The sequence below is a fragment of the Micromonospora sp. WMMD956 genome (genome assembly GCF_029626125.1).
GTDB lineage: Bacteria > Actinomycetota > Actinomycetes > Mycobacteriales > Micromonosporaceae > Micromonospora > Micromonospora carbonacea.
The window spans coordinates 5,649,156-5,669,607 of record NZ_JARUBI010000005.1 but is presented as its reverse complement, the minus strand read 5'-3'; the positions used below and the strand labels follow the sequence as shown (position 1 = coordinate 5,669,607).

Sequence of the window (20,452 nt, the reverse complement as noted above, 5' to 3'; positions counted from 1 at the left end):
GGCCGCCGACCGCCGGAGCGGGACGCCGGCCGGTCAGCGCCGCGGGCGCGCCGCCGGGTCGAAGCGGGCGACGAAACGCCGCTGCCACGGCGTCTCGACAGCCTGGGGCAGGTAGTGCTCGCGGACGTAGGCGACGGCCTCGGCCGGGGGGACGCCGTCGAGGATCGCCAGGCACGACAGCCCCGTCCCGGTCCGCCCGAAGCCGCCCCCGCAGGCCAGTTCGACCCGCTGCGTGCCGGCCCGGTCCAGCGCCTCACGCAGGGCGGCGGCGAAGTCCGCGCGGTCGGCCGGCAGCCAGAAGTCGCGGCAGCGGACCCACCGGCTGTCCCACGGGACCGGCTCCGGCGGTGCACCCACCAGGTAGACCCCGAACTGCGGCTCGGGCCCGTCCGGCAAGGGGTTCCGCAGGCCACGGCCGCGCACCAGCCGCCCGGACGGCAGTCGCATCACGCCCGGCGCGCCCGGCCGCCAGCCGGTTCCGGTCATCCTGATCCCTCCCGCCGCCGGCGTCAGCGCCGGGCGTCGCCGGGGCGGCCCCGGCCGGCACGGGCGGTCCGCTGACCGACGCGGGGAACCTGCACCACCGGGGAGGTCGCGCGCCCGGGGCGGCCGCTCCGCGCCGCGTCGGCGACCAGCTCGTCGGGGTCGTCACGGAGCGCCTGCCGGATGTGCGGCGGGACCAGCTCCGACGTCGCCACCGCCATCCGCACCTGCACCGAGCGGTCGTCGACCAGGCGTCGCAGGTCCGCCTCGGTCAGCTCGACCGCGAGGACCAACGCGACCCGCACGTCCGCCACCGGGTCCCGGGCGAGCGCGCCACGTTGGGCGGGGGTGGTCCGCGGGTTGCGGGCCAGCCCCTTGCGGACGCGCGCGGTGCGGTCGGCCATCAGGGCGGTGATCACCTCGGGGTCGTGGGTGTGGGTGGCGAGCCGTTCCCGCACCTCGGGCGAGACGTCGTCGACCAGCCGCGCGGCCAGCTCGGGCTCCAGCTCGCGCGACTCGGCGAGCAGGCCGCGAAGCTCCTTGTCGTGGGCCTGCGCCATCACCTCACGAACCGACCCGTCGCAGGCCGGGTTGCCGGCGACGGCCCAGCGGACCCACCGGTCGGCGTCCTTGACCAGTCGCACGAGGTTGCCGACCGAGGCCGAGGGGTTCCTCGCCACGGCCTCCCGGACCTGACGGTCGTGGTCCCGGGCCAACGGCCGCAGCGCCTGCGCGGGCGCGTCGGCGCGGCTCGCGACCGCCCTGCGGACCAGCGGCGACGGGTCGGCCGCCAGGTCGATGAGGGCCAGGTGGGGCGTCCCGGGATCCTCGGCGCGGGCGAGCCGCGCCTCGGCGTCGGCACCGTCCACGCCGTCCGCGAGAGCGCCCGACCCACTGCGGCGGTGGGCCCCGCCGACATCCCCCTGGTTTGCCATGGGCGCCATCATGTCACGGGCCCACGGGGCGGGCCCCGTCCCGGGCGGTGGCCCACCCGGCCGGCCGGACCGGCGCACACCCCCTGGAGCGTCCTAGGACAAAAGGGGTGGCCGGGTGGGCGCGCCGGTCACTGCGGCCCGGCCGCCTCGGTGAGCCGGCCGCCGGCCAGCCGGAGCCAGCGGTCCACCCCGATCGCGGCCAGGAAACGGTCGTCGTGGCTGACCACGACGAACGCCCCCCGGTACGCCAGGAGCGCGCTCTCCAGCTGCGCCACGCTGGCCAGGTCGAGGTTGTTGGTGGGCTCGTCGAGCAGCAGCAGCTGCGGTGCCGGCTCGGCGTTCAGGACGCACGCCAGCGTGGCGCGCAGCAGTTCGCCGCCGGACAGCACGCCGACGGGCAGGTGGGCGCGGGCGCCCCGGAACAGGAAGCGGGCCAGCAGGTTCATCCGGTCCGCCGCGCTGCGCGAGGGCGCGAAGACGGCGAGGTTGTCGGCGACCGTCCGGTCCGCGTCGAGCAGGTCGAGGCGCTGCGACAGGTACGCCACCCGGCCCTCCGCCCGCGTGACGACGCCGGAGACCGGCTCCTGGTGGCCGCCGACCAACCGCAGCAGGGTGGACTTGCCCGCGCCGTTCGGCCCGACGAGGGCGACCCGTTCGGGGCCGCGGATGTCCAGGGCGATGCCGTCGCCGGCGAACACCGGACGCCCGTCGTAGGCGGTTTGGAGGGCCTCGCCGTGGAAGACGGTGCGGCCGGCGGGCACCGTCGTCTCCGGCAGGTCGAGGGCGAGGTCGTCGTCCCGGCGGGCAGCCGCGCTCGCCTGGTCCAGCCGGGCCTGAGCCGCGCCGAGGCGCGCGGCGTGCACGTCGTGGGACCGGGCCGCCGACACCTGCGCGTCGCGCTTGAGGTTGCCGGCGACGATCCGGGCCAGCCCCGCGTCGGCCAGGTTGCGCGAGGCGGTGGAGGCGCGGCGGGCGGCCCGCTCGCGGGCCTGCTGGAGCTCGCGCTTCTGCCGCTTGACGTCCTGCGCGGCCTGCCGCACCTGCCGCTCGACGACCTCCCGCCCGGCCCGCACCGCCTGCTCGTACTCGGTGTGGTTGCCGCCGTACCAGCGGATCTCGCCGTGGTCGAGGGCGGCGATGCGGTCCATCTCGTCCAGCAGCGCCCGGTCGTGGCTGACCACGAGCAGGCAGCCGGTCCAGGAGCGGAGCACGGCGGTCAGCCGCGCCCGCGCCTCGCCGTCGAGGTTGTTGGTCGGCTCGTCGAGCAGGAGCACGTCGGGCCGCTTGAGCAACTGGGCGGCGAGGCCGAGGGACACCACCTCGCCGCCGCTGAGGGTGCCGAGCCGGCGGTCCAACGCGACGTCGGTCAGCCCGAGGCGGTCGAGTTCGGCGCGGGCCCGTTCCTCGACGTCCCAGTCGTCGCCGACGGTGGTGAAGTGCACCTCGGCGGCGTCGCCGGCCTCGATGGCGTGCAGCGCGGCGACGACGTGGTCGACCCCGAGCACCCGGGCGACCGTCTGATGCCGGGCGAAGGGCAGGTGCTGGGGCAGGTAGCCCAGCGTTCCCTCGACGGTGATGCTGCCGCCGGTGGGCCGGAGCTCGCCGGCGACGAGCCGCAGCAGGGTCGACTTGCCGGCGCCGTTGGGCGCGACCAGGCCGGTGCGGCCGCCGGGCACGGAGAACGACAGGTCCTGGAAGACGGGGGTGCCGTCCGGCCAGGAAAAGGACAGGGCGGAGCTGGCGACATGACTGTCGGACATGGGGAACCTCAGCAGACAGGTGATCCGGGCGCGCACGCGCCGCCCGGCGTGAGCAGGGCACGACGACATGGGCGACGCGACGGCACGGGTCGTGCTCCGTCGGTCACCGCTCCGGGGCGCTCACCCGGAGATGTCGTCGTCACCTGCCACGTCGTGCTCCTGTCCCGTCGGCTGGAGCCAGGATAGCCCACCGGGCCGTCGTCGCCCGGCGTCGGGGAATCCGGCTCAGGCCGCGCCGCGTCGGCCCGCGGCGCGGCCGCTGACCTGGATGAAGTGGAAGCCGTTCACGATCACCCGGGGATCGCCGAGCGCCTCGATCGCCGCCCCCTGGTCCGCGTCGGTCAGGCCCTGCGCCAGCAGCGCGGGCCGCAGTTGCGGGATGCTGGCGCGCAGCAGCCGGCAGCCCGGACCGCCGCCGCGCCAACTGCCGCCCCGCACCCGGAAGGCCACCTCGGTGAGGCCTGCCGCGACGAAGGCCGCAGGCGCCCGCTGGGGCCACGCGAGGTCGTAGCCGGCGGCCACGAGGGCCGCCGTGTGGGCCGCCAGGTAGCGGGTCAGCACGTCGGCGGTCGCCTCGTCCGGCGCGTACGTCACAAAGTCGCCGGGGGCGGGCGCGAACTCCCCGACGAGCAGCACGCCGCCGGGTGCCACGGCCGCGACCAGCCGCCGCAGGGCCTCCTCACGTCGGGGCAGGTGGCCGAGCAGCAGGCGGGCATGGACGAGGTCGAAGAGGCCCGGCGGCTCGTCGACGACGATGTCGTGTCGGCGGACGGTCAGGCGCGCCCGGGCCGGGATGTGCTGCGGCGCGATGTCCGTGGCGACCACCTCGGCGGCCCGTTCGGCCAGCCACGCGGCGATGCTCCCCGCGCCGGCGGCCACCTCGAGGCAGCGCTTGCCGTCCAGTTCGGTCAGCTCCCCGATCAGCTCACGGGTCGACCCGTCCAGCAGGTCGGCCAGCGCGTCGTGGTGGCTGACGGCCTGTTCACTCGCGTTGTCGAACGCATAGCCCTTCGTGCTCATCCCGCCATCGTGCCCCGTGACGGTGACGAGGAAGTGACGCGCCTCCCGCCGGACGGCCGGGCCGCCCCCTGCGCCAGCCGCGCAGCCGGTCCGGCGGGCCGGGACCTGTCGCGGCCCGGGGCCACGTCAGCTCGCCGGGGGCGGCGCGGTGCTGCGGCGGACCGTGAGGGTCGTCGCCAGCTCCAGTCGCACCTGGGCGCTGCGTTCCCCCCGCCCGAGGGCGAGCGCCAGCTCGGTGGCGGTGACGGCCATCTCGACCAGCGGCTGGTGGACGGTGGTCAGCGGGGGGTCGAGCAGCGCGGCCAGCGGCAGGTCGTCGAAGCCCACCACGCTGAGGTCGGCGGGGATCCGCAGCCCGCGCTCCCGCGCGGCCTGGTAGACGCCGAGGGCCTGCTGATCGTTGCAGGCGAAGATCGCCGTGGGCCGGTCGGGCCGCGCCAGCAGGTCGAGCGCGGCGGACCTGCCGTCGGCGAGGTTCAACCCGGTGTGGACGACCATGCCGGGCCGGACCGGCAGGCCGGACGCGTCGAGGGCGGCACGGTAGCCGTCGAGCCGGGCCCGGCAGCACAGGATGTCCCGGGGGCCCCCGATCATCGCGATCCACCGGTGGCCCAGCTCGATCAGGTGGCGGGTGGCGGACCGGCCGCCGGCCCAGTTCGTCGCGCCGACGAACGGAACGTCGTCGGGCAGCTCGGTAGTGGGGTCGAAGACCACGAACGGGATGCCACGGGCGCGTAGCTGGTCGTGCTGCTCCTCGTCGAGCTGGGCCACCACCACCAGGCAGTCCGGTCGGCGGGCGAGGGTGTCGTCGATCCAGTACCGGATGGCGTTGCGCTGCGGGCCGAACTCGGTCAGCACGACCCCGACCCGCTGCTTGCGGGCCGCCCGCTCGACGCCGCGGATGATCTGTAGGCCCCACATGTCCTCGATCTCGTCGAAGACGAGCTCCATCATGTTGCTGCGGGTGGCCGGCGCCGACCGACGGTAGCCGTGCTCGCTGAGGGCGGCCTCCACCCGGGCCCGGGTGTCGGCGGCGACGCCGGACCTGCCGTTGATCACCTTGGACACGGTCGGGATGGACACTCCCGCCGATCGGGCGATGACGGCGATCGTCACCGGCCTGGTCGGGTCGGCGGCCGGCCCCGCCCCGGCGACCGGCTCGCCCGACTCGGCGTGCGTCAACCCGGCCTCCTCCTGCGCGCTTCCGCGCCGGCCGCACGCCGCGCCAGTCCCGGCCGCGTGGCGGGCCACCAGCGTCGTTCCGGGCGCAAGGATAGCCGTTCCGTCGTCGCGCGGGGGGCGCCGAGGGCATTGCGGCACCGTAGCGGAAAGTTTCCAAGGTGGATCATGGCGCGCCTGGGCGCCGTCCCGCCTGGCAGGGAGGCTGCGAGGCCGTCCTACCTCACCCTCGCGTCCCCAACGGGGAGCTTCATTGACGCGCATCAGCGCGTGCCGTACGGTCGGACCGGAAACTTTCGGCCTTGATGGTCCGATCGTTTCCATTCGGGAGCCTTGAAGGTCGCGGCGGACGCCTGGGCAGCGTCCGCACCCTCCGCATTCCCCGGTCGCGCGACCGGGCGGCGACGTCCACCGGCGCGCCCCGTGTACCCCCTCACACGCGCCACCATGGCGAGGAGTCCCTGATGAGTTCGCAATACCTCGGAAAGACACGCCGACGCATCGGCCTGATCGCCGGCGCGGTCGCCGCGCTGATGATGGCGGGCACGATGGTCGCCGGCAACGCCCAGGCGGCGGCCGGCTGCCGGGTGGCGTACGCGGTGCCGTCCCAGTGGCAGGGCGGCTTCACCGCCGACGTCAAGGTCACCAACCTCGGCGACGCGGTCGACGGGTGGACGCTGGGCTGGACGTTCCCGTCCGGCCAGCGGGTCACCCAGGCGTGGAACGCCACGGTCACCTCGTCGGGTGACCAGGTCACCGCGAAGAGCATGAGCTACAACGCGGCGATCGCCACGAACGGCTCGGTCTCCTTCGGCTTCAACGGCTCGTGGTCGGGCAGCAACACCGCACCGACCTCGTTCACCCTCAACGGTGTGGCCTGCACCGGCAACGTGGGCGGCACGCCGACCCCGACCCCGACCAGCACCCCTCCCCCGTCCCCGACGCCCACCACCTCGCCGTCGCCGTCGCCGGGTGGTGACCCGATGGCCACGGTCGCGGCGATGCAGCCCGGCTGGAACCTGGGCAACACCTACGACGCCATCCCCGACGAGACCGCCTGGGGGAACCCGCCGGTCACCCAGGCCCTGCTCCAGAAGATCCGGTCCCAGGGCTACCGCAGCATCCGGATCCCGGTGACCTGGAGCAACCACCACGGGCCGGCGCCGACGTACACACTCGACCCGGCCTGGCTGGCCAAGGTCCGGCAGGTCGTCGACTGGTCGCTCGCGGAGGGCCTCTACGTCCTGGTCAACCTGCACCACGACTCCTGGCAGTGGATCAACACCTACCCGGGCGACCGCACGAACGTGATGAACCGGTACACCGCCCTGTGGACCCAGCTCGCCACCACCTTCCGGGACTACTCCTCGAAGCTGACGTTCGAGAGCATCAACGAGCCGCAGTTCACCGGCACGTCCGGGGACGCCCAGAGCGACGAGCTGCTGCGCGAGCTGAACGTCGCGTTCGTCCGCCTGATGCGCCAGTCCGGCGGCAACAACGCCACCCGGCTGCTCGTGCTGCCCACCCTCTACACCAACTCCAACCAGGAGCGGCTCGACGCGCTGACGGCCACGATCGACCAGCTCGGGGACCGCAACATCGCCGCGACCGTCCACTTCTACGGCTGGTGGCCGTTCAGCGTCAACATCGCCGGCGGCACCCGCTACGACGCCAACGTCGAGCAGGACATCGTCGACGGCTTCGACCGCGTCCAGCAGACGTTCGTCTCCCGGGGCATCCCGGTGATCGTCGGCGAGTGGGCGCTGCTCAGCTACGACTACACCCGGCCGGGCATCATCGAACGCGGCGAGCTGCTCAAGTTCTTCGAGGCCGTCGGCTACCACGCCCGGATCCGCAAGCTCACCACGATGCTCTGGGACGCGGGCTCGTTCCTCAACCGCAACACGCTGCAATGGCGGGACCAGGGCATCTACGACATGATGAAGGCGAGCCTGACCACCCGCTCCGCCACCGCCTCCTCCGACCAGGTCTACGTGCCCCGCACCGGCGCCATCACCAGCAAGTCGCTCACCCTGAACCTCAACGGGGCGACGTTCCAGGGCCTCCGGCAGGGCAGCACCAACCTGGTCAACGGCACCGACTACACCGTCTCCGGCAGCACCCTCACCCTGACCGCCTCGGCCCTGACCCGGCTGGTCGGCAGCCGCGCCTACGGCGTCAACGCCACCATCGAGGCCCGCTTCTCACAGGGCGTGCCGTGGCAGATCAGCATCATCACCTACGACCCGCCGACCCAGGCGGCAGCCACCGGGACGACCAGCTCGTTCACCATCCCCACCCAGTTCCGCGGCGACCAGCTCGCCACCATGGAGGCCACGTACGCCGACGGCAGCCCCGCCGGTCCGGCCAACTGGACCCCCTACAAGGAGTTCTGGTCCAACTTCCAGCCCGACTACCCGGCGAACACGATCATCATGAAGCCCGAGTTCTTCGCCGAGGTGAAGGACGGCCCGGTCACCCTGACGTTCCACTTCTGGAGCGGCACGAAGATCAAATACCAGGTGACCAAGTCCGGGACGTCGGTCTCGGGCGCGCCCGCCTGACCCGCGCCCGGCAACAGGCGGGGCCCGCAGCCAGACGGCTGCGGGCCCCGTCGCGTCGGGCGGCAGCGGGGTCCGGCCGCCGGCCGGGCCCGGGAAGAGTCAGCGCAGCCCGGCGAACAGGTCGTTCTCGGGCGTCGGCGCGCCGGTGGTGTCGCGGACCCGGACGAAGGTCTCCACGCCCATCAGCTCGGTGAACCGCTCCTGGCCCAGTTGCAGGAAGAAGATGTTCTCGGCCTGGCTGGCGTGGGTGGCCAGCGACGCGAACTTCTGCGCGCCGTAGGCGCTCGTGTCCACCCAGGTGGTGATCTCCTCGTCGGGCAGGCCGAGCGGCGGCAGCTCCGCCTGCCCCTCCGGCACGGGAAACTCGATGCCCATCTCCGCCATGACGCGGCCGAACTCCTGGAACGCGCTGCGCGGCACGGTGGTCCAGTAGACCTTCGCCGGGATGCCCGTGCGCTCGACGGCGGCCATCGTGACGCGGTGCGCCTGGATGTGGTCCGGGTGGCCGTAGAAGCCGTTCTCGTCGTAGGTGACGACGACGTCGGGCCGGTAGCGCCGCATCAGCTCGGCCAGCCGGTCGGCCGCCTCCGCCACCGGCGTGTTCCAGAACGCGTGCGGCGCGTCGTTGGCCGCCCAGCCCATCATCCCGGAGTCGGCGTAGTCCAGCGTCTCCAGGTGCGTGATCTTCAACGCCTCGCAGCTGGCCGCCAGCTCGGCCCGGCGCATCGCCACCACGGCCTGCGGGTCGTGCCCCTCGTCGCCCGGCTTCACGCCGCCGGGGCCGTCGCCGCACCCGCCGTCCGTGCAGGTCACGAGCACCGTCGTGACGCCCTCCGCCGCATAGCGGGCGAGGACGCCGCCGGTGCTGGTCGCCTCGTCGTCGGGGTGCGCGTGCACCGCCATCAGGGTCAGGGTTCGCTGGGCCACCCCACCACGATACGGGGCGGGCCCCGCCCACTAGCATTGCCGCGGTCCACGACGTCTGCTGAATCGAGGCGAGATGCGTTGGCTGCGGCAGTTGCTGGGTGGCAACCGGGTCCAGCTCGACCCGGAGCGGCAGCAGACACTGCTGCGCGACGTCCGAAACCGCTACGGCGCCCGCTCGCCGCAGCGGTTCCCCGAGCAGGCCGAGGCGATCGCCCGGCTGCTGGACGACGACGACGGGCTGGTGGTGGCGGCCCGGATCCTGGGCGAGGCCGCCGACGAGGCCCATGCGGCGCTCCAGGCCCAGGTGCACGACGTGCACCGGCGCACGGGCCGGCGGCTGCTGCTGCACCGGCGCAACTACCGGCCGCTGTGGAAGGAGGCCGGCCCCTCGCTGCGGTGGCCCCTGTTCGCGCTGCCGTCCGGCCTGCACCCGTACGCGCAGGTGGCCGCAGCCGCCACGGTGGTCGGCAGCCGGGCCGCCCGGCTCGACCGGGTGACCGACCCGACCCCGCTGGTGACCCACGTGTTCGAGGTGCTCGACCTCACCACCGCCGGCTGGGAGTACGGCCGGGTGCGGGTGGACACCGACGCCGCCGCCCTGGCCGAGCGCCTGATCTCGGCCGCCGGCCGGGTCCTCGCCACCATGGACGACCCGCCCCGGCTGCCGCCCGCCGTGCGCGAGCTGATGCGCCGCAACAACACCCTCGACGTGCACGACCCGGCCGGGCCCCGGGTCGTCGGCGGGTTCAACCCGGGCGCGCGGATGCGGGAGGTCCTGCTCGCCTGAGCGGCGCGCCGGCCCCGGCCGCGTGGCGCGGCACCGAGCCGGCGCGGTCGGCCGGGGCCGTCCGCAGTGGCCGCCGGTGTCCGCAGTGGCCGCCGGCCGCCGCGCGCCGGGGCTGCCGGCTCACCGGCGCGGGCCGGCCCGGGACAGGACGCGGGAGAGGGCGAGGCTGGCGGTGCGCACCGCCGGGGCGAGCCGGGCCGGCGGCGCCTGGTGCGCGGGCACCGAGATGGACAGCGCGGCGACGATCCGGCCGTGCACCAGGACGGGCGACGCCACGCAGGACAGCCCGGGGGCGGCCTCCTGCCGGTCGTAGCCGACCCCGCAGCGGCGGATCCGGGCCAGCTCGTCGGCGAGCCGCCCGGGGTCGGTGACGGAGTGCGCGGTCAGCCGGGGCAACGGCTGCGCCAGCACCTCGTCGATGAGCTCCTGCCCGGACCAGGCGAGCAGCACCTTGCCGACGCCGGTGCAGGTCAGCGGCAGGCGTCCGCCGACCCGCGCCGGGGTGTCGATGCCCGTGTGCCCGCGGATCCGGTCGGCGTAGACCACGTCGAGGCCGTCACGGACGGCGAGGTGGATGGTCTCGTGGGTGGCCTCGTAGAGGTCCTGGAGGAACGGCAGCGCGGCCTCGCGCAGGCGCAGCTTGACCGGCACCAGCTCGCCCAGCTCGAACAGCCCGATGCCGAGCCCGAACCCGACCGGGGCGCGTTGCAGCAGCCCCAGCCCGACCAGTTGCTCGGCCAGCCGGTGCACGGTGGCCTTCGGCAGGCCAGTGCGCCGGGACAGCTCGGTCAGGCGCAGTGCCTCCTCCCCCGGGCGGAACGCGCGCAGCAGCCGTACCCCCCGGTCGAGCACGTTGCCCCGGCCCGGGCCCGCCGGGCCGGGCGGCGACGCCCCCGGGCCGTCCGTGTCGGCGAATCCCGCCGTGTCGTTCCGTGGCATGGAACACGAGGTTGCCAGCCGGCCGGCGCGGCGTCTACACCTGGAGGCCGGATGCCGGGCACCCCGGCAGGCCGTTCCGCCGGGGGCGACGGCCGGGTGTCCGTTTCGTCCCAGGCCAGGGAGCAGGAGACATGCCCAAGACGAAGGTCGCCATCATCGGCTCCGGGAACATCGGCACCGACCTGATGATCAAGATTCTGCGGGGGTCGGAGACGATGGAGGTGGCCGCCCTCGTCGGCATCGACCCCCGCTCCGACGGACTGGCGCGGGCGGCCCGGCTCGGCGTGCCGGTCGTCCCGACCGGCGTGCGGGGGCTGCTCGACCACCCCGACTTCGGCGACGTCCGGATCGTGTTCGACGCCACGTCGGCGCAGGCCCACCTCGCCAACGACGCCGCCCTGCGCGGGGCCGACCTCACGCTCGTCGACCTGACGCCGGCGGCGATCGGCCCGTACGTGGTGCCGCCGGTCAACCTCGACGAGCACCTCGACGCGCCCAACCTGAACATGGTCACCTGCGGCGGCCAGGCCACCATCCCGATGGTCGCGGCGATCTCCTCGGTCGCCACCACGCACTACGCCGAGATCGTCGCGTCGATCTCGTCGCGCTCGGCCGGGCCCGGCACCCGGGCGAACATCGACGAGTTCACCGAGACCACCGCGCGGGCGATCGAGCGGGTGGGCGGGGCCCGGCGCGGCAAGGCGATCATCGTGCTGAACCCCGCCGAACCGCCGCTGATCATGCGCGACACCGTCTTCTGCATCGTCGACGACTGCGACCGCGACGCGGTCACGGCGGCCGTGCTGGCCATGGTCGGGAAGGTCCGGGAGTACGTGCCCGGGTACCGGCTCAAGCAGGACGTCCAGTTCCGCAGGATCACGGCGGGCAGCCCGGAGGCCGACCTCGTCCCGCACGCCCCACCCGGCGACCGCTGGGTGGTCAGCGTGTTCCTGGAGGTGGAGGGGGCGGGCCACTACCTGCCCACGTACGCGGGCAACCTGGACATCATGACCTCCGCCGCGCGGCAGGTCGGCGAGCGGCTGGCGACGGCGGTGACGGCCCGATGAGCACCCGGATCTACGTCCAGGACGTCACCCTCCGCGACGGCATGCACGCCATCCGGCACCGCTACACCCTCGACCAGGTCCGGGCCGTCGCCGCGGCCCTGGACGCGGCCGGCGTCGCCGCGATCGAGGTGTCGCACGGCGACGGGCTGGCCGGCAGCAGCCTCAACTACGGCCCCGGGGCGCACACCGACTGGGAGTGGATCGAGGCCGCCGCCGAGGTGGTCGGGCGGGCGACCCTCACCGGCCTCCTGCTGCCCGGCATCGGCACCGTGCGCGAGCTGCGGAAAGCCTGGGACCACGGCATCCGCTCGATCCGCATCGCCACCCACTGCACCGAGGCGGACATCGCCAACCAGCACATCGCCGCCGCCCGGGAGCTGGGCATGGACGTCTCGGGCTTCCTGATGATGTCGCACCTGGCGCCGCCGAAGGTGCTCGCCGAGCAGGCGCGGATCATGGAGGCGGCGGGCGCGCACTGCGTCTACGTCACCGACTCCGGCGGCCGGTTGACCATGGACGGCGTCCGGGAGCGCGTGCGCGCGTACCGCGACGTGCTCGCGCCGCAGACCCAGATCGGCATCCACGCCCACCACAACCTGGGCCTCGGCGTGGCCAACTCGGTCGTCGCCGTCGAGGAGGGGGTGTACCGGGTCGACGCGTCCCTCGCGGGCCAGGGCGCCGGGGCCGGAAACTGCCCGATCGAGGCGTTCGTCGCCGTCGCCGACCTCACCGGCTGGGAGCACGGCTGCGACCTGTTCGCGCTCATGGACGCGGCCGACGACCTCGTCCGCCCGCTCCAGGACCGCCCGGTGCGCGTCGACCGCGAGACGCTGACCCTGGGGTACGCGGGCGTCTACTCCAGCTTCCTGCGCCACGCCGAGGCCGCCGCGGCCGAGTACGGCCTCGACACCCGCAGCATCCTCGTCGAGGTGGGGCGGCGGCAGCTGGTCGGCGGCCAGGAGGACATGATCGTCGACATCGCGCTCGACCTGCGACGGCAGCGCTCGTAGCGGCCGGCGCGGCCCCGCCGGGCGGTTCAGTCCGGCGCGGACCCGTTGTCGACCAGGCGGAACCGGTCGGTCACGGGCGCGTCGCCGGCCTCCTCCAGGATCAACCCCCGCGTCGGCGAGTGTTGCAGGTACGCCGACTGGCTGCTGATCGCGTACGCCGAGCCGTCGCGCACGACGGTGAACCGCTGCCTCGGTTCGTCCGGGGCGCATGCGGCCGCCTCGACCCGCAGCGGCTCGCTGCCGGAGGACCGGACCTCCCAGCAGGTGTCGGTCCCGTCGGGGCCGGGCTCGGCGGCGCGGATCTGGTAGCCGTCCCCCTGCGGCGCGAACACGAACAGCTGGCGGCCCTCGTCGCCGTCGACCTCCGCCAGCCGGCCGTCGTCGAGCAGCGACACGCCGCCCTCCGCGGCCACCCGCACGACGGTGACCTGACGCTGTCCCGACAGCACCCGGTCGCCGGCCGGCGGGCCGGACGATCCGGTGGGCGGGTCGGACGTGCCGCCGGTCGGCCCGGACGTCGTGTCGTCCTCCGAGCCGGGCGACGTGCGCTCCGGCGTGGGCGAGAGGCGGTCCGGCCCGGGTGACGTCGGGTCCGGCCAGGGCGACGCGGCCGGGGCGGAGGTGGGGCCCGCCGGACCGATCGGGACGGGCTGCGGCGGGCCGCCGGACCCGGCGAGGGCGACACCCGCGCCGAGCGCGACGACGGCGAGGGCGGCGAGCGACACCGAGGCCGCCCGGCGTCGCCGGCGGCGGGCGTCGCCGCGCCGCCGGACGTCGGCGGCGGCGGGGACGCCCCCCTGCCCGCCGTGGCCCGCCAGCGCCCGCAGGGCGTCGGCGAGCTGGTTGTCGGAACTCATGACCGCGCCCTTTCGTCCACCCCGTGGTGCTCCGGTTCGGTCAGGTGCGCGGCGAGGGCCCGCCGGCCCCGGGCCAGCCGCGTCTTGACGGTGTTCTCGTTGGCGCCGACCTCGGCCGCGATCTCGGCCACGCTCAGCCCGACCAGGTGGTGCAGCACCACGGCCCGGCGCTGCTCGGCGGAGATGTGCCGCAGCGCGGCCACGATCGCGACGTGGTCGACCGAGGCGGCGTCGACGCGTTGTTCGGTGGCCTCCCGGCGGTGGGCACGCATCCGGTTGACGGTCTTGCGCCAGGCGCTCACCGCCACCCGGTACGCCACCCGGCGCACCCACGCCTCCGGGCTGTCGCACCCCCGCACCACGGCCCAGCGGTCCCAGGCCCGGGCATAGGCCTCGGCCACCGCGTCCTCGGCCTCGGCCCGGTTGCCGACCATCGCATACAGCTGTCCCAGCACCCGGTGGGCGGACGCGGAGTAGAAGGCGTCGAACTCCGCAGCGTCACGCATCGGTCAAAGTCTCCACCAGACCTGGTCGGTTCGGTAAACGGGGTCCTCCCGGGTGGCGTCGGCGGCCCGGCCGGGGAACGGCCGGCCGGGCCGCCGACGGTGGTCACCGGCGCGGGGCCGGTCCGGTGTCGTTGAACCGGAAGCTGCTGGCCGGCGGGGCGTCGCCCAGCTCCTCCAGGATCAGCCCGGAGCGCGCCGAGTCGCGCAGGTACGCCCACCGGTTGCTGATCAGGTACTCGCGCGCCCCGCCGCCGGGGGCGGGCGCGATGGCGAACCGCTGCGCCGGGTCGTCCGCCCGGCAGGGGGCTCCGGCGACGTACAGCGGCTGGCCGTTGTCCGGGTTGCGCGCCTGCCAGCAGACCGGCTGCCCGGTGCCGCCGCCGTAGTACGCCTTGATCAGGTATTCGCCCGCGCCCAGCGGGGTCGGCACGAACACCTGCCGGCCACGGTCGTCATCCACCTCCGCCAGCCGCCCGCCGTCGAGCAGGGACAGCCCCGACTCGAACGACCCCACCCGGACGATCGTGACCCGGCGCTTGCCCGACAACAGCGGGTCCTTGCTCGCCCGCGGCACCGGGACCGCCGGGGCCGCGGCACGGGGCGCCGCCTGCGGCGCCGCCCCGGCCGCCACCGGCGCCGGCGCCACCCCGGACGGCGCGGCGTCGCCCGCGGACGCCGACAACGCCCCGTAGAGCGTCGCGGCGGCACCGGTCAGCACCACCAGGCCCGCACCGGCGAGCCACCTACGCACCAACACCGTTACCTCCCCACCGCCCCGGCTCCCCGGGGCCCAGGCCGAGACCGGCCAGCCCTGCCGGCTGGCGGTCCTCACTCGACTCGACCTGATGACGCGTGCGGGGGCCGGCAGGTTTCAGCAGCCGGCGCGGAAAAGCGTCGGCGGCCCCCGCCGGGGTCAGGAACCGGACGGCTCGCCCAGCCGCAGGGCCAGGAAGAGGTCCACCCGGTCGGCGAACCGGTCGAGGTCGCGGCCGGTGAGCCGCTCGATCTGGCCGATCCGGTACCGCAGGGTGTTGACGTGCACGTGCAGCGACTCGGCGCACCGCCGCCAGGCCCCGTTGGCGGACAGGAACGCGTTGAGGGTGTGCACGAGGTCCGTGCCGTGCTGCCGGTCGTAGCCGGTCAGCGGGTCGAGCAGCCGGGACCGGAAGGCGCGCTGGGTGTCGGCCGGCACCCCGGCGAGCAGCATCAGGTGGGAGGCCACCTCGTCGGAGCGGACCACGGCCACCGGCCCGGGCCGGGCCGCCGCCGCGCGCAGGGCGTGGGTGGCCTCCTGCACGAGACCCGGCAGCGCCGTGGCGGCCCGGCCGGCGGTGCTGATGCCGACGGCGAGCCGCCCGGGGCCCAGCCCGGCCGCCAGGACGTCGAGGGCGTCGCGGAGCGCGCCGGCCACGCCCGCGGCGGTCGGCCCCGACGCGGCGTCGCCCACGACCGCCAGCACGGGCGCGTCCGGCGCGCCGGGCAGCGCCGCCGTCACGGCCGCCGGCAGGCCCGTGGCGCGGACCGCCTCCCGCAGCACGGCCAGGGCCAGCGCCGGGGGCGTCCGCAGGCCGGTCAGGGTCGCGGCCAGCGCGACGAAGCCCCGGTCCGGCGACAGCCCGCAGGCCCGCAGCCGGGCCCGCAGGTCGGCCTCGTCGCCGTCGCCGGCCAGCGCCCGCCCCACCTGGTCGGCCAGGCGTTGCTCGACGCGCTCGGCCTCGTCGGCCTGGGTCCGTTCCAGGGCGACCACGTCGACCAGCTCGGCCAGCGCGTCACCGCCGGGCTCCGGCCCGCTCGGGGCCCACCCCTGCGGGACGGCCGGGGCGCAGGCGAGCAGCCAGGACGCCATCCGGTGCTCCGGGGACCCGGTGATCGCGGTGACCGACACCGGGACCCCGTCGACCCGGGTGGTGAACGGCAGCCGGGTGGCCGTCAGGAAGGCGGCGCACAGGTCCCGGGCGGCCGGGGCCGGCAGCGGGGCGGTGCCGGCGATCCGCCGGCCGGCCGGCGAGAGCAACCAGCAGCGTACGCCCAGGTCGGCGGCGATGGCCGGCAGCAGGTCGGGCAGCCGGGCCCCGGCGGTCATCGCCGCGACCACCCCGCGCTGCCGGCCGAGCACGGTGGCCAGCCCGTTGGCCCGTTGCTTCCACACCGACGGCGCGAACGCCTCGATCACCTCGCGGAAGGACACCTCCACCGGGACCTCGAACAGGGGCACGCCGTGCCGGCGGCACGCCTCGACCAGGTCGCCCGGCACCCGGCCGAGGGCCGCGTGGCCGGCGCCGATCGCGGCGACCCGGGCCGTGGCGCAGGCCCGGACGAAGTTCTCGGCGTCGGTGGCCCCCCGCCGCCACATCAGGCCGGTGAGCACCACCTCGCCGCCGCAGAGGTAGCGGCGGGGGTCGGGCAGGTCGGTGACGAAGACCTGGGTCACCGGCCGGTCCAGCCCGTCGTCGCCGGTGAGCAGGGTCAGCCTGAGGGCCGGCAGGGCCAGGGCGTCGCGCAGCAGCATCGTCATCCCCGTCGTCGAGGAACCCGATCGGAAAACGGTAGGACGGTGAGGTTTCCGTTTCGTATCGGATCCTCGCCGGTTCACGGCGGAACGCGCCGGCCGTCCTGCCCGGACAGGCGTTGCCAGACCCGGTCGCGGGTGAACGGCAGGTCGGTGAAGCGGACCCCCGTCGCGTCGCGCAGCGCGTTGGCCATGGCCGCGGCGACCGGGTTGAACGGGCTCTCGCTCATCGACTTCGCCCCGGCCGGCCCCAGCGGGTCGGCGGTGCGGGCGAAGTGCACCTCCGTACGCGGCACGTCGGCGAAGGTCGGCAGGTGGTAGTCGCGGAAGCCGGTGGTGGTCACCCGGCCCTCGGCGTCGAGACGGACGTGCTCGGCGAGGGTGGCCCCGAGCGCCTGCGCCACGCCCCCCTCGACCTGGGCGCGGCACTGCATCGGGTTGAGCACGGTGCCGGCGTCCGCGGCGTGCACGCTGCGCAGCACCCTGATCTCGCCGGTCTCGGGGTCGACGGCGACGCGGAACCAGTGGACGTTGAACGCCACCGACCGTTCGGCCCCGTCGGCGTGCCCGGTGGCGGTCGGCGGGACGCCCCGGGCGGCGGCCAGCCGGTGCAGGTCGGCCAGGGGCAGCGGCTCGCCACCGCCGTGGACGGCGTCGGGGCCCAGCCGCAGGCCGCCGGGCCCGCCGGGGCGGGCCCCGGCGGCGAGGTCGAGCAGCAGCGCGCGCAGGGCGGTCGCCGCCCGGAGCACGGCGGTGCCGGCCACCGTCGTGGCGGTCGAGGCGAACGCGCCGGTGTCGTGCCCGACCAGCGCGGTGTCCGACTGCCGGACCCGGATCCGGTCCACCGTGGTCCCCAGCACGTCGGCGGCGATCTGCCGGTGGACCGTGGTGGAGCCGTTGCCGAACTCGGCCGTCCCCACGTCGAGCTGGTAGCCGCCGGTGGGGGTGAGGCTCAGCCGGGCCCGGCCGTGGTGTCCCCCCGGCGGGCCGGTCGCGATCATGGCCAGCGCGGATCCCTCGCCGACCTGCCATCCCGCCGGCGCGTCGGCCCCGGTGTCCGGCTGCGCCGCCGCCGAGCGGACGACGTCGAGGCACTGGTCCAGGCCGTAGCTGCGGATCGCGAGGTCGTCGGGGTGCCCGGCCGGGGTGATCAGGTCGTCGCCGTCGCGGACGACGTTGCGGGCACGGAACTCCGCCGGCGCGACGCCCAGCCGGCGGGCCAGCTCGTCGACGGCGGACTCGACGGCGAAGGAGACCTGACCGAGGCCGTATCCCCGGAAGGCCCCGGCCGGGACCGTGTTGGTGTAGACCGCGTAGGCGTCGATCCGCTTGGCGGGGCACCGGTAGACCGCCACCGACTCGGCGCAGCCGTGGAAGAGCACCCCCGGCCCGTGGTTGCCGTACGCGCCGGTGTCCGAGACCACCCGCAGCCGCAGCGCGGTCAGCGTCCCGTCGCGTCGGCCGCCGACGCGGACCCGGACGGTGAACGGGTGCCGGGTGGTGGCGGCGGTGAACTGCTCGGCCCGGGTGAACTCCAGCTTCACCGGCCGACCGGTGCGCAGGGCGGCGAGCAGCGCCACGTCCTCGACCAGCATCTCCTGCTTGCCGCCGAAGCCGCCGCCGACCCGGCCGGCGACCACCCGGATCCGCTCGGGCGGCAGGTCGAAGATGCCGGCGAGGGCCCGCCGGGTGAGGAACGGCGTCTGGGTGCTGCTGCGCACGACGATCCGCCCGTCCGGGTCGAACGAGACGATGGCGCAGTGCGTCTCCAGGTGCGCGTGCTGCACCCGCTGGGTGCGGAACGTCTCCTCGTAGACCACGTCGGCGGCGGCGAACCCGGCGGCCACGTCGCCGCACTCGCCGTGCAGCTCGGCGGCCACGTTCCCGGCCGGTCGGGCGATGCGCGACCGCGCGTCCTTGTCGCCGTGGATCGCCGGCGCGTCCGCCCGCATCGCCCGCTCGGGGTCGGTGACGGCGGGCAGCGCCCGGTAGTCGACGCGGACCAGGGCGCAGCCCTGCTCGGCGGCGGCCTCGGTCTCGGCGACCACGGCGGCGACCCGCTGCCCGACGTGCCGGACCACGTCGTCGAGGACGCGGGTGTCGGCCGGGTCGTCGGCGGCGTTCTCGTGCTGGGCGGTGGAGAAGAGGGCCGCCGGGGCGTCCCGGTGGGTGAGCACGGCGAGCACGCCGGGCACGGCCAGGGCCGCGCTCGCGTCGATGTCGACGATCCGGGCATGCGGGACGGTGGAGCGGACCAGCCGGACGTGGGCGAGGCCGGGCACCGAGACGTCGGCGGTGAACCGGGCCGCGCCGGTGACGATGTCGGGCCCGGCCGGGGCGGGCAGGTTGCGGCCGACCGTCTCGCCCGCCGGCGCGTCCTCGGTGGTGCGGACGCCGTGCAGCGCGTCGGCGATCGACCGGTATCCGGTGCACCGGCACAGGTTGCCCTTGAGCGCGGCGGGCAGGTCGGCGCGCTGCGCCTCGTCGAGGGCGACGGCGGTCATGATCAGCCCGGCGGTGCAGAAGCCGCACTGGAAGCCCTGGGCGTCGAGGAACCGCTGTTGCGTCTCGGCCCCGCCGGGCACCGCGGCGACGCCCTCGATGGTGGTCACCTCGCGGCCGACGGCCCGCACCGCGGGATAGAGGCAACTGTGCACGGGCACGCCGTCGACGTGCACCGTGCACGCCCCGCAGTCGCCGGTGTCGCAGCCCTTCTTCACCCCGAACCAGCCCTGTTCCCGCAGGTAGCCGCGCAGGCACTGGCCGCCGGCCGGCGCGACGGCGCACGGCTGGCCGTTCACCCGCACGCTCACCGCGCCGTCACCTGCGCCAGCTCGGCGCGGACCTGCTCGGCCAGCCGCAGGGTCATCCGCCGCCGCCACGCCGGCAGGCCGTGCACGTCGTCGTGCCAGTCCCCGGCGGGGATCCGGGCGTCCAGCAGCTCGGCCAGCTCACCCGGCCGGGGCGGGCCCGGCAGGGCGATGCCGACCGGCCGCCGGGTGGCGGCGGTCACGGTGAGGGTGACCGCGCCGGTGTCGGGGTCCCGGTGGCCGACGACGAGCGCCGCCGAGCGGCCGAGCGGATGCAGCGACGCCCGGCGCAGCGCGAACCGGCCGCCCAGCACCCGCGCGGGCAGGCGGATCGTGTGCAGGTACTCGTCGGGGCGCAGCACCGTGACGCCCACGTCGCGGACCAGCTCGGCCGCCGGCACGCGTCGTCGCCGCCCGGCCAGGTCCCGGATCAGGCAGCTCCCGGCGGCGGCGGTGACCAGCGAGATCATCGGCCCGGCCGGCAGCGCCGCGCAGAGGTTGCCGCCGACCGTCGCGACGTTCCACACCTTGAACGAGGCGAGGAACGCGTCGCAGCAGCCGCGCACCAGCGGGCCCAGCGACGGCCAGTGCGGCGGCGGCGCGTACCGGGACAGCTCGGCGACGGTGCAGGTCGCGGCGATGTCGAGGCCCGGCTCGGCCGGGTCGGGGCTGAGCCGCAGCGGGGGCCAGGCCAGGGCGGTGAGGTCGCGCAGCCGGCGCGCCTGCGGCTGCGGCTGCGCGAAGAGGTGGGTGCCGCCGCCGAGCCAGCGGTCGCCCTCCCGCCACGCGTCGGCGTCCGCGGCGATCACGTCCTGCACGGTGAACAGGTCCACAGGCTTCGCGCTTTCGTTCGGGGCGGATGCCGCCGGCCGGGCGTCCACCGCCGGGTGGGGCGGGCACGGGCCGGTGGCGGTGGCCGTTCAGGGGAATCCAAGCAATCCGGCCGCCGGCCCGACAATGCGCGCCGGGGACAACGCGACCGGGGGCCGGACCGTCCGCGTTGGACGAAGCTCCAAACCGGGGCGGGCCGCGCCCCACCCGGGGCGGACGCCCTTGACAGCCGCCGGGCCCGCTCCGCATGGTGGGCCGGTCCGACGCC

General features: G+C 75.5%; 17 protein-coding genes. 4 read left to right on the top strand and 13 right to left on the bottom strand.

All coding sequences use genetic code 11. The features are described 5' to 3' along the window. Nucleotides 1-33 precede the first annotated feature (33 nt). From O7628_RS24900 to O7628_RS24880, 5 genes are all read right to left on the bottom strand, one after another. Nucleotides 34-486, bottom strand: coding sequence for a protein phosphatase (locus O7628_RS24900; protein ID WP_278134157.1), 453 nt, complete (start codon nucleotides 484-486; stop codon nucleotides 34-36). 23 nt (nucleotides 487-509) lie between these two features. After that, nucleotides 510-1,418 carry a hypothetical protein gene (locus O7628_RS24895; RefSeq protein WP_278134155.1) on the bottom strand — a complete coding sequence of 303 codons (909 nt, stop codon included), beginning with the start codon at nucleotides 1,416-1,418 and terminating at the stop codon, nucleotides 510-512. Between the two features lie 128 nt (nucleotides 1,419-1,546). Then, nucleotides 1,547-3,178: an ABC-F family ATP-binding cassette domain-containing protein gene (locus O7628_RS24890; RefSeq protein WP_278134153.1), complete on the bottom strand. Its 1,632-nt coding sequence runs from the start codon at nucleotides 3,176-3,178 to the stop codon at nucleotides 1,547-1,549. Nucleotides 3,179-3,403: 225 nt separating this feature from the next. Then, nucleotides 3,404-4,198, bottom strand: coding sequence for a class I SAM-dependent methyltransferase (locus tag O7628_RS24885; protein WP_278134151.1), 795 nt, complete (start codon nucleotides 4,196-4,198; stop codon nucleotides 3,404-3,406). A 126-nt stretch (nucleotides 4,199-4,324) separates the two neighbouring features. Beyond that, on the bottom strand, nucleotides 4,325-5,380 hold the full coding sequence (locus tag O7628_RS24880) for a substrate-binding domain-containing protein (protein ID WP_278134149.1): 1,056 nt from the start codon (nucleotides 5,378-5,380) through the stop codon (nucleotides 4,325-4,327). Between the two features lie 461 nt (nucleotides 5,381-5,841). Here O7628_RS24880 and O7628_RS24875 point away from each other — a divergent pair, with 461 nt between their 5' ends. After that, on the top strand, nucleotides 5,842-7,941 hold the full coding sequence (locus tag O7628_RS24875) for a cellulase family glycosylhydrolase (RefSeq protein ID WP_278134147.1): 2,100 nt from the start codon (nucleotides 5,842-5,844) through the stop codon (nucleotides 7,939-7,941). 99 nt (nucleotides 7,942-8,040) lie between these two features. On the opposite strand, the gene O7628_RS24870 is transcribed toward O7628_RS24875, so the two are convergent. Then, nucleotides 8,041-8,868 carry a PIG-L family deacetylase gene (locus O7628_RS24870; RefSeq protein ID WP_278134145.1) on the bottom strand — a complete coding sequence of 276 codons (828 nt, stop codon included), beginning with the start codon at nucleotides 8,866-8,868 and terminating at the stop codon, nucleotides 8,041-8,043. A gap of 73 nt (nucleotides 8,869-8,941) precedes the next feature. Between O7628_RS24870 and O7628_RS24865 the strand changes: the two genes are divergently transcribed. After that, on the top strand, nucleotides 8,942-9,655 hold the full coding sequence (locus O7628_RS24865; RefSeq protein ID WP_178064341.1) for a hypothetical protein: 714 nt from the start codon (nucleotides 8,942-8,944) through the stop codon (nucleotides 9,653-9,655). Between the two features lie 120 nt (nucleotides 9,656-9,775). Here the strand turns inward: O7628_RS24865 and O7628_RS24860 are convergent, their stop codons facing one another. Beyond that, nucleotides 9,776-10,594, bottom strand: coding sequence for an IclR family transcriptional regulator (locus tag O7628_RS24860; RefSeq protein ID WP_218107437.1), 819 nt, complete (start codon nucleotides 10,592-10,594; stop codon nucleotides 9,776-9,778). Between the two features lie 131 nt (nucleotides 10,595-10,725). Here O7628_RS24860 and O7628_RS24855 point away from each other — a divergent pair, with 131 nt between their 5' ends. Both O7628_RS24855 and dmpG read left to right on the top strand, forming a co-directional pair. Beyond that, entirely contained in the window at nucleotides 10,726-11,661 is a 936-nt protein-coding gene (locus tag O7628_RS24855) for an acetaldehyde dehydrogenase (acetylating) (RefSeq protein ID WP_278134144.1), read from the top strand. Continuing rightward, nucleotides 11,658-12,671 carry a 4-hydroxy-2-oxovalerate aldolase gene (gene dmpG / locus O7628_RS24850; RefSeq protein ID WP_278134142.1) on the top strand — a complete coding sequence of 338 codons (1,014 nt, stop codon included), beginning with the start codon at nucleotides 11,658-11,660 and terminating at the stop codon, nucleotides 12,669-12,671. The genes O7628_RS24855 and dmpG overlap by 4 nt, the downstream gene beginning before the upstream one ends. 26 nt (nucleotides 12,672-12,697) lie before the next feature. Here dmpG and O7628_RS24845 read toward each other — a convergent pair whose 3' ends face one another. The 6 genes from O7628_RS24845 to O7628_RS24820 all read right to left on the bottom strand — a co-directional run bounded on the left by O7628_RS24845 (nucleotide 12,698) and on the right by O7628_RS24820 (nucleotide 20,186). Then, complete coding sequence (locus O7628_RS24845; protein WP_278134140.1) at nucleotides 12,698-13,528, bottom strand: hypothetical protein; 831 nt, start codon at nucleotides 13,526-13,528, stop codon at nucleotides 12,698-12,700. Then, the gene (locus O7628_RS24840; protein ID WP_074478772.1) at nucleotides 13,525-14,034 is read right to left on the bottom strand and encodes a sigma-70 family RNA polymerase sigma factor; all 510 of its coding nucleotides are present in this window, start codon (nucleotides 14,032-14,034) and stop codon (nucleotides 13,525-13,527) included. The genes O7628_RS24845 and O7628_RS24840 overlap by 4 nt, the downstream gene beginning before the upstream one ends. Nucleotides 14,035-14,137: 103 nt before the next feature. Beyond that, nucleotides 14,138-14,791: a hypothetical protein gene (locus O7628_RS24835; RefSeq protein ID WP_278134138.1), complete on the bottom strand. Its 654-nt coding sequence runs from the start codon at nucleotides 14,789-14,791 to the stop codon at nucleotides 14,138-14,140. 156 nt (nucleotides 14,792-14,947) lie between these two features. After that, complete coding sequence (locus O7628_RS24830) at nucleotides 14,948-16,549, bottom strand: PucR family transcriptional regulator (RefSeq protein WP_278134136.1); 1,602 nt, start codon at nucleotides 16,547-16,549, stop codon at nucleotides 14,948-14,950. A gap of 74 nt (nucleotides 16,550-16,623) precedes the next feature. Beyond that, on the bottom strand, nucleotides 16,624-19,356 hold the full coding sequence (locus O7628_RS24825) for a molybdopterin cofactor-binding domain-containing protein (protein WP_278134134.1): 2,733 nt from the start codon (nucleotides 19,354-19,356) through the stop codon (nucleotides 16,624-16,626). Next, nucleotides 19,353-20,186, bottom strand: coding sequence for an FAD binding domain-containing protein (locus O7628_RS24820; RefSeq protein ID WP_278134131.1), 834 nt, complete (start codon nucleotides 20,184-20,186; stop codon nucleotides 19,353-19,355). Before O7628_RS24820 ends, O7628_RS24825 begins: the two co-directional genes overlap by 4 nt. Nucleotides 20,187-20,452: the final 266 nt, after the last annotated feature.